Consider the following 11,565-nt stretch of genomic DNA (forward strand, 5'->3'; position numbering starts at 1 on the left):
CTATACGTAATTATTACTCTTATATTATCTATATATTTTTATTTAAATTATATAATTTTTTTAAGATGTCACTATTCTTCATCTTGTAATGCATCATATCCATGTTCATTAGTACGAATTTTAATTACGTCTTCTACATCATATATAAATATCTTTCCATCACCAATATTACCTGTATAAAGTACCTTTTTAACTGTGTCAACTAAAGTTTCAATTGGAATCTTACATATTACAACATCTACTTTAACTTTAGGAAGTAATCTTGTATCCATAGGAACTCCTCTAAAGAAGGTTGGATTTCCTTTTTGCATACCATGTCCAAGAACATTTGTAACTGTAAGACCAGTTACTCCAAGATTTCCAAGAGCATCTTGTAATGCAGATAATTTGTTTTGGTTTGTTATTATAGTAACCTTTGTCATCTTATCACCTGAATGTTCTTTATGAACTACAGGAACTGCGACATTTGCTGGAACAGTATCTTTAGAATTATCTGTAACCTCTATATTTATATCTTCAATACTATTTATATATCCATTTCCACTTGCAACTAAAGCAAAATCTGGATAAGCTATATTTCCATGTTCACCAATATCAAGACCTGCTATTTCTTCTTCAGCAGATACACGAATTCCTATTGTCTTTTTTATTAAATACCAAACAAGTAGAGATGAAGCAAATACGAAGGCACCTACAGCAACTATTCCTATAATTTGAGCCCATAACAACTGGAATCCACCACCATAAAATAAACCATTTTGAGTAGATAGGCTTGTAATTCCTTCCTTTGCAAATAGACCAACACAGATTGTCCCAAAAACACCACAAGCTAGATGGACTGCTGTTGCCCCAACAGGATCATCAACCTTTATCTTATCAAAAAACATTACTGCATATACAACTAATATTCCTGCAATAGCACCAATTAATAAAGAAGCTTCAATACTAACATAGGCACAACTTCCTGTAATTGCTACTAAACCTGCAAGACATCCATTGATAGTCATTCCTAAATCAGGCTTTCCTATTATAATCCAAGCAGTGGCAGTAGATGTTAATATAGCTGCAATAGCTGCAGTATTAGTTGTCATTAATATATGCATTACATCATCTGGATTTTGAAAGCTCATAGTAGATCCTGGATTAAATCCAAACCAACCAAGCCAAAGTATAAATAAACCTATAACTGCTAAAGACATATTATGACCTGGAATTGCTTTTATCTTGCCATCTTTGCTGTATTTTCCAATACGTGGTCCAAGGATTAATGCACCAGCAAGTGCCGCCCAACCTCCAACTGAATGAACTACAGTATCACCTGCAAAATCCATAAATCCAATATTTGCAAGCCAACCGCCGCCCCATATCCAGTGACCTACTATTGGATAAATTATTAGAGTTAATACAAACGAGAAAATAATAAATGATAAATATTTTACACGTTCTGCTACAGCACCAGAAACTATAGTTGCTGCAGTTCCACAGAAAACTAATTGAAAGAAAAATTTGCCCCAAAAGGGAACATTTGATGTTAATGTGTCATTATAGAAAGATAAGTCCGCATTTCCTAAAATAAACAAATTTTCTGTTCCTATAAATGGATTATCTCCCCCAAACATTATCCCCCAACCAAGCAGCATAAATCCTAAGGATGAAACTGCAAATACAATAAAGTTTTTTGATAAGATATTAACTGTGTTCTTTGATCTTGCAAATCCTGCTTCAACAGCTGCAAAACCTAAATTCATAAAAAATACTAAAATACCTGCAAGAAATACCCAAATAGTATCAATTATCATTGTAGTCTCCATAATATATTCCCCCTTTTCTAAATAAAAAGAGAGCAGAGACGTTCTTTTTTAAGAACGTCTCTGCTCTCTTTTTTTTAATATCGTTATGATATCATATCAAATAATGCTTGTCAATATTTAACTTTTAAATTTTATTTTTATTTACTACTTATAGCTAATTATTTATTTCTAAGATTTACTTTAAGAACCTAATCTAACTATTTTTATATTAAATCTTTTCCTACTATCTATTTTTATGCGTAACTGGAACTTGTATTTTGTATTTAAGGGATTTATTTCGTTTTTTATTATATGGGGTATATAATATAACTTCACAAAGATATTCACCGGCTATTTCATAACCTGATTTTTCAATTTCAGAATATATTTGTTTTGCATATTGATATTCTTGTATTGTATCATCTGAATAAATTGTTATGTACATATTTTCAGGTAAAACTCTCTGAGATTTACTTGTTGGATAATCTTCATCTACAAATATAAATACTTTGTTTGATTTTAGTTTTTGTTCTATGAAATCATCCCTTTCAATAAGCGTTCCTGCATTAAAAAAGTATGAAAGGGGTAATCCATTTTTAATCATATAACTTTTAAATTCTCTTAGCATTTCCTCATATCCTGAATATCCCTTTTCAAAAAAATCAATATCTGAAGTGAAGGTATCTATTTTTCTTTCAGGTAAATACTCATATACTATCTTTCCTATAGGTGGAATAGAATTTAGACGACTTAGATTTGATGTAAACCTCCTTATAGTACATAAACTTCTTGTAAGCTGCTTAATTTCTTTGCTTAGCTTTTTATCTTGCTCCATAAGAGACTTATAAAGATCTTCTTGTGATGATTGTGTAAGCTGTTTATGAATTTGTTCTAAGGTCATTCCACATATCTTCATTGTATGAATTAAGTCTAATTCATCACTTTGAGCTATATGGTAATAGCGATAACCATTTTGTGGGTCTTGATACTCTGGCTTTAGCAATCCCTTTTTATCATAAAGACGTAGTGTTTGAGTTGATACATGGTTCAATTCTGCCATTTGTCCTATTGTTAAATAATTCTCACTCATATATACACTCCTACCTTATACTATAGTATAATCTTTCCAAATTAATATACTTATATTATAAAACATAAAGAATTAAATCATCAAGCTATTAACTCTTATATATATGTTAATTTCTAGAATGTAAAAAATTTAACAATTTATTTGACTTTATACTTACTATAAGCTTTATAATGAAATCAGAAAATTCAATTTTTTAATATTAGGAGGTAACTTTAATGGAAAATAAAGTCAAAGTAGTACAATATGGCTGTGGAAAAATGAGTTTATATCTTATGAGGTACGTATTAGAACATGGTGGAGAGCTTGTTGGTGCCTTAGATTTAAATCCAAAAGTAATTGGAAAAGATATTGGTGAACTATTGGGTATTAAGCCACTAGGTGTAAAGGTAAGTAGTGTTGAAGAAGCTGATAAATTGTTAAAGGAAACACAACCTGATGTTTGCGTCATCGCTACAAGATCAACTATGGAAGATTTAAAACCTGCATTTACAGTTTGTGCTGAAAATGGTGTAAATGCCATCAGTACCTGCGAAGAAGCCTTATATCCTTGGAACTCATCTTATGATATTACAAAAGAATTAGATGAACTTGCAAAGAAAAACGGTTGTACATTATGTGGAAGTGGATATCCTGATATGTATTGGGGAAGCTTGATTACAACTTTAGCAGGATCAATGCATAAAATCACTAAAATAAGAGGCGTTAGTAGTTATAATGTAGAGGATTATGGAATTGCTCTTGCAGAAGGTCATGGAGCTGGTCTTTCTATTGAAAAGTTTGAAAAAGAAATTGGTAACTATAATGGATTGAATCATGAAGAAACTGCACAAGCAATTAAGGATGGTAAAGTTGTTCCTTCTTATATGTGGAACCAAAATGGATGGTTATGTAGTCAGTTAGGCTTAACTATAAAATCACAAACTCAAAAATGTATTCCTATGACACATAAAGAAGACTTGTATTCTTCAACATTAAATATGACTGTTAAAGCTGGAGATGCAACTGGAATGTCAGCTATTGTTACAACTGAAACTGAAGAAGGAGTAACTTTAGAAACTCAATGTCAAGGTTATGTTTATGGTCCTGATGATTTTGATAAAAATGATTGGACATTTGAAGGGGAACCTGAAACATCAATTAAAGTTGATAGACCTGCAACGGTTGAATTAACATGTGCTACTCTTGTTAATAGAATTCCTATGTTAATTGATGCTGAAGCTGGATATATTACTACTGAAAAGCTTCCTGTAAATCATTATCTTGTTAAACCAATGCATAAATATGTTAAAAGCAAATAATTAACATAAAAATCCCTAATCATTAGGGATTTTTTTATGGCTCTATATTAAAGTGATATTCTTAACGGTAGCTATAGAAGTGCATATTCAATTATTAACTTTTGATTCATAATAGTTTTAAATTGAGAATATAAAGGCTACGATAAATAGATATGTTTCATAAGCTAAATAGCTACGCAAAGAAGTACTAGGCTCGGAGAACTACTATGCCAAGAGTTTTGGTTAAACTCGCTGCGCTCAGACAAACCAACAACACTAAGGCATAGTAGTTCTTCCTTCACCAAGTACTTCTTAGTTTCTCGCTATATGCTTATTTCACATATTCTCTTTACCTTCGCCAACTTATATTAAGAATTTAAATTAATAATGAATTAAGTTATTGGTAAAAAATAATTGGTGAGGGAAATTTAAAACTTAGATGTATATGTTCCTTGATGAAAATACATTTTCCATTTCCCATCAACACACTTCCATATAGAGCTACGATGTGTATATTTTTTATTTTCATTTGTTTCAGTATGTTTTATGACCTTGTATATTGCCAACAAATAATCATCTGATAATTGTTCTATTTTAAAGTCTATAATTTCCCAATACAACTCTTCATCATTTGGTTCTTGAAACACATCCCCATTTTTATAATGATATTCTTTTCCATTACTACAAAATTCGAAAAAATCATCTGCTAATAAATTATTTAATTTTTGTGCTGATTTTCTTACTTCTGATTTTACTAAATCATTTTCTAATTTGAATATATGCTTTTTAATACAATCCACTTTCATCACCCTCGCATTACCTATGTTCAAGATTATGGATATTAGTAATTTCCACATAGGTATTCTCCTTTTCAAATCTCTATTTAACATTTTCAGCATTTAATTATCTGATAATTTACAATTTGCTATTTAGTTCGAATTTAAATACAATTGTCTAATAATTCATATTCTTATTATATAATAATTTGTTATATAATACCAGAATAAAGATAATAAAAATTACGGATTTAGTTTTATTCAATATTATTCGTATAGTACAAGTTCTTTATGTCATTGACTTTTCCCTTAGGATAAGGTGTAAGATAAGGATATAAAGATTTAACGAACTGAAAGGAGAATACTATATGTTATCCATTGGAGACTTTTCAAATATATGTAAAGTATCAACAAAAACCCTTCGTTATTATGCTGAAATAGGATTAATACTTCCTGAAGAAATTAATCCTGAAAATGGTTATAGATATTATTCTATTAATCAATTACAAACTATGTTATTAATTAAGCGTTTAAAAGCATATAATTTTTCTTTAGAGGAAATTAAAACAATCCTTCAATCAGAAGATTTAGAAGAAGAAAAACTTTATTTATCTCTTATTAATAAGAAAAAAGAAATTGAAAAACAAGTTAAAGAATTTAAAAATACATTAAATCAATTAAATACTGATATCTCAAATTTAAAAGAGGGAAAATCAATTATGTCATATCTAAAAGATATTGATATTAATCTTGTAGAAGTACCAAAAATGAATCTTTTATATATTAGAAAAATGGTTCAGGAGACTGAATTTCCTGAGGAATATAATAATTGTTTTTGTAAATTATTAAATAAAATTCAAGAGTATAAATTAACCATAGTAAATCCGCCAATGGTACTCTTTCACAGCTCTGAATATAGCCCATTTGGCTTAGACACTGAATTTGCTATCCCAATAAAAGAGTATTTTAAGGGCACAAGAGATTTTAACCCAGGTTTATGCATAAAAACAGTTGTATATGGTCCTTATTCTGATCTATCCTCTGTTTATGCTAAGCAAATTCAATGGGCAGAAAAAGAAGGCTATGAATGCGTAAGTGCACTTTTTGAAGTATATGTAAATGATCCTACTGAAGTTAAAAATGAAAGCGAATTAATAACTGAAGTTTATTATCCTATTAAAAAGAAGATTCAATTTTAAAGGAGAGAGTTATATGAATGAAGAAAAAATATTAGAGTTAGAAAAAATAATAAATAAGGACTATAAGAACATTGCAGGGCTGATTGTATTAAAGGATGGTAAGACTCTATATGAAAATTACTTCAATGGTTGTACTGCTAATAGCAAACTTCATATTTATTCAGTAACAAAGAGCATTATTTCTATATTGATTGGAATTGCGATAGATAAAGGTCACATAAAAAGCGTAGATACCAAGGTATTAGATTTTTTCCCAGATTATATAGTTAAAAAAAGAGAAAAAGTAATACAAAAGATTACTCTTAAGGATTTACTTACAATGACAGCTCCATATAAATATAGGTTTAATCCTTATATTAAGTATTTTACCAGTGATGATTTTGTAAAATTCAGCCTTGATTTATTAGGTGGAAAAGATGATATTGGTAAGTTTAGATATGCTCCACTTATAGGTCCAGATATTTTCTCTGGCATTCTTGTAAAAGCAACTGGTAAACCTCTTCTTGATTTTGCAAAAGAAAATTTATTTGAACCACTAGGAATTACAGTTGCTGATAACATAACTTTTAATAGTAAAGAAGAGCAACTAGATTTTAATAAATCTACAAATATTAGTGGTTGGGTTTCTGATTCTAAGGGCATAAACACAGGGGGATGGGGACTTACTTTATCTGCTACTGATATGGCAAAAATAGGTCAATTATACTTAAATGATGGAATATGGAATGGAAAACAAATTGTATCAAAAACTTGGATAGAGGAAAGTACAAAGGAACATAGTAGATGGGACAAACTTAATATTCCATATGGATACTTATGGTGGATTAGTGAGGATAATGATCTTGGATATTCAGCTATGGGTGATGGAGGAAATACTATCTTTGTTAATAAAGATAAAAAATGGTAATTTCCATTGCTTCTCTCTTCATACCTCGTGCTAAGGATAGAATTGAATTTATTAAAAAATATATTAATCCAATTTTTGAGGATCTTGTATAGCTAAATAAATTCTATTCTTTACACCTTATTATTCAAAGTGATTTTACTAACTACTTTTCTGTGATAAAATTTATAAATGATTATATAAAACAAGCCTACTTTACAAGTTATTAATTAAAATAACATTGTAAAATAGGCTTTTAAATTTGAAATTATATTTTATTCAAGTTCTATAGTTGCTGGCGGTTTTCCTGTGCAATCGTATAATACACGGTTAACCCCTTTAACTTCATTTACAATTCTAGTTGTTACTTTTCCAAGTACTTCCCATGGAAGGTCAGCTGATTCTGCTGTCATGAAATTTCATCACTTTAAATATAACTCCATTCTCTAAAAAAATTGTTTAATTTGGTATATAAGTTTTGATTTATAGATAATAACTCCCCACCAAATTTTATTGTCAATAAATTACAATTTCTAATATATAAAAATGCTAAATAATCAAGTCACTAATACTATCTACTATTTTTTTCTATTTTGGGTAAAAAATCCTTTATATCTCCCTTTATCTGAAGGAAAATTAATAAGAAACCCATAAGCGCACTTAATAGACTTATTCCTACGTTCAACTTAAAATAATCTGCTATTTGAGTAATACCAAATAGTATCTTAAAATTACTAGGTTTTAACGTAGATCCATGTTGGAGCATTCCAATTTCTACTACCATAATTTGAGAAATTATTACTGAAATAAATGTACATAAAGTGATAATCCATTTTGTTCCTCTTCCTAATTTCCCTTTAAACATATAATAAGCTTTTAATAATCCAAAGCTTAATAATGTTGAGAAGATCATACCCACAATATTACCAAAATATACTTGGGCTAAACTCAGTGGTATAGAAATTATACCACCACCTATTAATGCACCAATAAATCCCCTAAAATAGTTTTTATTTTCTGTATCATATTCCTTTATTGCTTCATCTAGGACATCAAGCTGATCCGTATAACATTTATTATGTGCTAAATACATTATCTTATCAATATATATAATTTGATGAGCATCATTTTTACCACAGAATATACAACATTCATTTCCTTTAATCTCATTAGTTTCTAGGAAACTAATCAATTTAGATACTAAATTATTCATTATTTCAATTTTAGTACTTCTAAAAACTTCTTTAAATTTTATAACTAACACATCATTTTCAAATATAAATTCATTAATTTTTAATTCTCTCCTATTATTATACAAATAATTCAATACTTGGCTCTTACGCTCTTCACTAATTGATGGTAATGGACAAATAAAAATTTTCACTCCTTGTCCAGCTATAACAGTAAAAATATATCCATTTTCTTGCCCATAAGCAATGTTCTTTTTTAATTGCCAATTTTTTAAAGATGCAAATTTTTTAAGTCTTAAAACTGTCATTCGGTGCTTCCCCCTAGAGTATTTTATTTATGTTATATTCTACAAATTGACGTTCATTCCTCTTTCCTAATAATATATTCTTCTTGAATAGTAATAAATCTACTGTTCCTACCTTTTTAGCTTCCTCTCCAAATACTCTAATAAATTAATATATAATTAAAAAATCAAAACCCTTATATAAAATTTATACCTATGATAAAATGTTAATAATATGTAACTTTTTAATTTATTATTATTTTAATATAATTATTACCACGCCAAATTTACAAGTATATTTATAGAAGGAGTGAATATATATGAAAGATGATAAAAAATACTTAAATGCTAGTAAGAAACTAAAAGAAAGCTTTGAAAATGTAGTTAAAGGAACTGGCAATTTAGCATCAACTGTAACAAATAAAACAAAAGATATAGTTATTAACTCTAAAGAGTCAGTTACTAAAGTACTAGATTCAAACGGAAACGGAGAAATAGATATTGAAGACTTTATAGTATTAGGATTAAAAACTCCAGGTATTAAAGTTAATAGAGCTGATTTTCTTCAAAAAGAATTTATGAAAAAATATCCTCAAGAAGTTATTGATGAGGCAATAGCTTATACTCCAAACTACGCTAAAATCCCTTCTGAGGAAATTAATAAAATTGCTGATGAAGTAATAAAATTTGAAAGAAATTGTGTATCAGGAATTTCTGCAGCACTTGGAATGCCTGGAGGATTCGCTATGGTTGCTTCCATTCCAGCTGATATAACTCAATATTACGGATATATGCTAAGAGCAGTTCAAAAACTTATGTACTTATATGGATTTCCGGAAATAGATACTACTGAGAAAAATCTTAAATTTGATTCAGAAACTATGAATATTCTAATAATTTGTTTAGGAGTAATGTATGGAGTTCAAGGTACAAATACTGCTTTAAAGTCAATAGCAAAAGCTTTTGCTACTGGTGTTGAGAAGAAATTAATGAAAGCTGCTCTAACAAAAGGTACTATTTATCCTATCGTAAAGAGCGTTTCAAAGTGGTTTGGGGTAAATATTACAAAGCAGGTGTTTGCTGGCTTCTTTAAAAAGGCAATTCCTATTGTTGGTGGTGTAATTGGTGGAGGAATTACTTATGTATCATTTAAACCTTGTTGTGATAAATTGAAAAAATCTTTACAAAATACATTATTAACTAACCCAAATTATAAATCTTCAGAAGAAGATTTAATAATTATAGATGCTGTTGAAGTATAATTATATTAAAATACGATTTCCTTTATAAATATAGATAAAAACTCGAATTTCTAATATAAAATTAGTATTCGAGTTTTTTATTTATATATTATTCAAGTTCTATAGTTGCTGGCGGTTTTCCTGTGCAATCGTATAATACACGGTTAACCCCTTTAACTTCATTTACAATTCTAGTTGTTACTTTTCCAAGTACTTCCCATGGAAGATCTGCTGATTCTGCTGTCATGAAATCACTTGTAGTTACTGCACGAAGAACTACTGCATAGTCATAAGTTCTTTCATCTCCCATTACACCTACTGAACGCATATTAGTAAGTGCTGCAAAGTATTGACCTAGTTCTTTATCAACTCCAGATTTTGCAATTTCTTCTCTGTAAATTGCATCTGCATCTTGAACTATTCTAACTTTCTCAGCTGTTACTTCACCAATTATACGTATTCCAAGACCTGGTCCTGGGAATGGCTGTCTGTAAACTAGCTTTTCAGGTATTCCAAGTTCTAAACCAGCTTTACGTACTTCATCTTTAAATAGTAGTCTTAATGGTTCTATTATCTCTTTAAAATCTACATAGTCTGGAAGTCCTCCAACATTATGATGTGATTTTATAACTGCTGATTTTCCAAGTCCACTTTCAATTACATCTGGATAAATAGTACCTTGAACTAAGAAATCTACAGTTCCGATTTTCTTAGCTTCTTCTTCAAATACTCTAATGAATTCTTCACCAATTATTTTTCTCTTTTCTTCTGGTTCTTCTATTCCTTTTAATTTTTCATAGAATCTTTCTTGAGCGTTTACTCTAATAAAGTTTAAGTCATATTGTCCATTTGGTCCAAATACTTCTTCAACTTCATCTCCTTCATTTTTACGAAGTAAACCATGATCAACAAACACACATGTTAATTGGCTTCCAACTGCCTTTGAAAGTAATACTGCTGCAACTGATGAATCAACACCACCTGATAATGCACATAATACCTTACCATTACCAACCTTTTTACGAACTTCTTCAATTGTTTTTTCAACAAAAGAATCCATCTTCCAATCTCCAGCACATTTACAAACATTATATAAGAAGTTTGAAATCATCTTAGTTCCTTCTTGTGTATGCATAACTTCTGGATGATATTGAACTGCATAAAGATTTTTTTCTTCATTCTCCATAGCAGCCACTGGACATACTGGCGTATTAGCTATTACTTTAAAGCCTTCTGGTGCTTTTTCTATGTAATCTGTATGACTCATCCAACAAATTGTAGATGGTGATACACCTTCAAACAACTTAGAATCTACATTTATGTCTACTTTAGTTTTACCATATTCACTTACTGGTGCAGTTGCAACCTTTCCACCAAGCATATGAGCCATTAATTGAGAACCATAGCATATTCCAAGGATAGGAATTCCAGCTTCAAATAATGATTTTTCACATAAAGGAGAATCTTCTCCATAAACACTATTTGGTCCACCAGTAAATATTATTCCCTTTGGATTCATTTCCTTTATTTCATTAACACTTAAAGTATGTGGGTGAACTTCACAATAAACTCCACATTCTCTAACTCTTCTAGCAATTAATTGATTATATTGACCACCAAAGTCAATAACTAAAACTAACTCTTTATTCATAGGTTACCTCCAACCCAAATTCTATTTATTATCTACTTTATTGTAACACTTATTAATATGAAATGAAAAAATGAAAGAATTAAAAGAATGAAAAAATTATTGTAATTATTCAGCTATGCTGAATAATAAAATATAAAATCTTTATGTATTCATTAACTAAGCTTGCTTAGTTATTTCCTTAATT

At 29.3% G+C, this 11,565-nt stretch carries 8 protein-coding genes and 2 pseudogenes; 4 read left to right on the top strand and 6 right to left on the bottom strand.

The window, feature by feature from the left end:
- Window positions 1–71 precede the first annotated feature (71 nt).
- Both A500_RS00810 and A500_RS00815 read right to left on the bottom strand, forming a co-directional pair.
- Window positions 72–1,811 carry an ammonium transporter gene (locus A500_RS00810; RefSeq protein ID WP_016205701.1) on the bottom strand — a complete coding sequence of 580 codons (1,740 nt, stop codon included), beginning with the start codon at window positions 1,809–1,811 and terminating at the stop codon, window positions 72–74.
- 223 nt (window positions 1,812–2,034) lie between these two features.
- Window positions 2,035–2,880, bottom strand: a complete 846-nt coding sequence (locus A500_RS00815; protein WP_016205702.1) for a MerR family DNA-binding transcriptional regulator — start codon at window positions 2,878–2,880, stop codon at window positions 2,035–2,037.
- A gap of 215 nt (window positions 2,881–3,095) precedes the next feature.
- On the opposite strand from A500_RS00815, the gene A500_RS00820 reads away from it, so the two are divergent.
- Window positions 3,096–4,178 (top strand): NAD(P)H-dependent amine dehydrogenase family protein, encoded by a 1,083-nt coding sequence (locus A500_RS00820; RefSeq protein ID WP_016205703.1) that lies wholly within the window; start codon window positions 3,096–3,098, stop codon window positions 4,176–4,178.
- Window positions 4,179–4,585: 407 nt separating this feature from the next.
- On the opposite strand, the gene A500_RS00825 is transcribed toward A500_RS00820, so the two are convergent.
- Window positions 4,586–4,957, bottom strand: a complete 372-nt coding sequence (locus A500_RS00825; RefSeq protein WP_040436371.1) for a nuclear transport factor 2 family protein — start codon at window positions 4,955–4,957, stop codon at window positions 4,586–4,588.
- 344 nt (window positions 4,958–5,301) lie between these two features.
- Here A500_RS00825 and A500_RS00830 point away from each other — a divergent pair, with 344 nt between their 5' ends.
- Entirely contained in the window at window positions 5,302–6,132 is an 831-nt protein-coding gene (locus tag A500_RS00830; protein WP_016205705.1) for a MerR family transcriptional regulator, read from the top strand.
- 13 nt (window positions 6,133–6,145) lie between these two features.
- Window positions 6,146–7,131: pseudogene (locus A500_RS00835) on the top strand (serine hydrolase domain-containing protein).
- A 159-nt stretch (window positions 7,132–7,290) separates the two neighbouring features.
- Here A500_RS00835 and A500_RS19830 read toward each other — a convergent pair.
- Window positions 7,291–7,434: pseudogene (locus A500_RS19830) on the bottom strand (GMP synthase (glutamine-hydrolyzing)); the annotation flags it as partial.
- 152 nt (window positions 7,435–7,586) lie between these two features.
- Complete coding sequence (locus tag A500_RS00840; protein WP_016205708.1) at window positions 7,587–8,513, bottom strand: hypothetical protein; 927 nt, start codon at window positions 8,511–8,513, stop codon at window positions 7,587–7,589.
- A 296-nt stretch (window positions 8,514–8,809) separates the two neighbouring features.
- Here A500_RS00840 and A500_RS00845 point away from each other — a divergent pair, with 296 nt between their 5' ends.
- The gene (locus A500_RS00845) at window positions 8,810–9,751 is read left to right on the top strand and encodes an EcsC family protein (protein WP_016205709.1); all 942 of its coding nucleotides are present in this window, start codon (window positions 8,810–8,812) and stop codon (window positions 9,749–9,751) included.
- A gap of 88 nt (window positions 9,752–9,839) precedes the next feature.
- Here the strand turns inward: A500_RS00845 and guaA are convergent, their stop codons facing one another.
- The gene (gene guaA / locus A500_RS00850) at window positions 9,840–11,381 is read right to left on the bottom strand and encodes a glutamine-hydrolyzing GMP synthase (RefSeq protein ID WP_016205710.1); all 1,542 of its coding nucleotides are present in this window, start codon (window positions 11,379–11,381) and stop codon (window positions 9,840–9,842) included.
- Window positions 11,382–11,565 lie beyond the last annotated feature (184 nt).

The sequence above is a fragment of the Clostridium sartagoforme AAU1 genome, assembly GCF_000401215.1.
GTDB lineage: Bacteria > Bacillota > Clostridia > Clostridiales > Clostridiaceae > Clostridium > Clostridium sartagoforme.

What these genes read in the sequence shown, in the direction of transcription:
- A500_RS00840 (WP_016205708.1), bottom strand. Translation starts at nt 8,513, where the DNA reads ATGACAGTTTTAAGACTTAAAAAATTTGCATCTTTAAAAAATTGGCAA.
- A500_RS00820 (WP_016205703.1), top strand. Translation starts at nt 3,096, where the DNA reads ATGGAAAATAAAGTCAAAGTAGTACAATATGGCTGTGGAAAAATGAGT.
- A500_RS00810 (WP_016205701.1), bottom strand. Translation starts at nt 1,811, where the DNA reads ATGGAGACTACAATGATAATTGATACTATTTGGGTATTTCTTGCAGGT.
- A500_RS00845 (WP_016205709.1), top strand. Translation starts at nt 8,810, where the DNA reads ATGAAAGATGATAAAAAATACTTAAATGCTAGTAAGAAACTAAAAGAA.
- guaA (WP_016205710.1), bottom strand. Translation starts at nt 11,381, where the DNA reads ATGAATAAAGAGTTAGTTTTAGTTATTGACTTTGGTGGTCAATATAAT.
- A500_RS00830 (WP_016205705.1), top strand. Translation starts at nt 5,302, where the DNA reads ATGTTATCCATTGGAGACTTTTCAAATATATGTAAAGTATCAACAAAA.
- A500_RS00815 (WP_016205702.1), bottom strand. Translation starts at nt 2,880, where the DNA reads ATGAGTGAGAATTATTTAACAATAGGACAAATGGCAGAATTGAACCAT.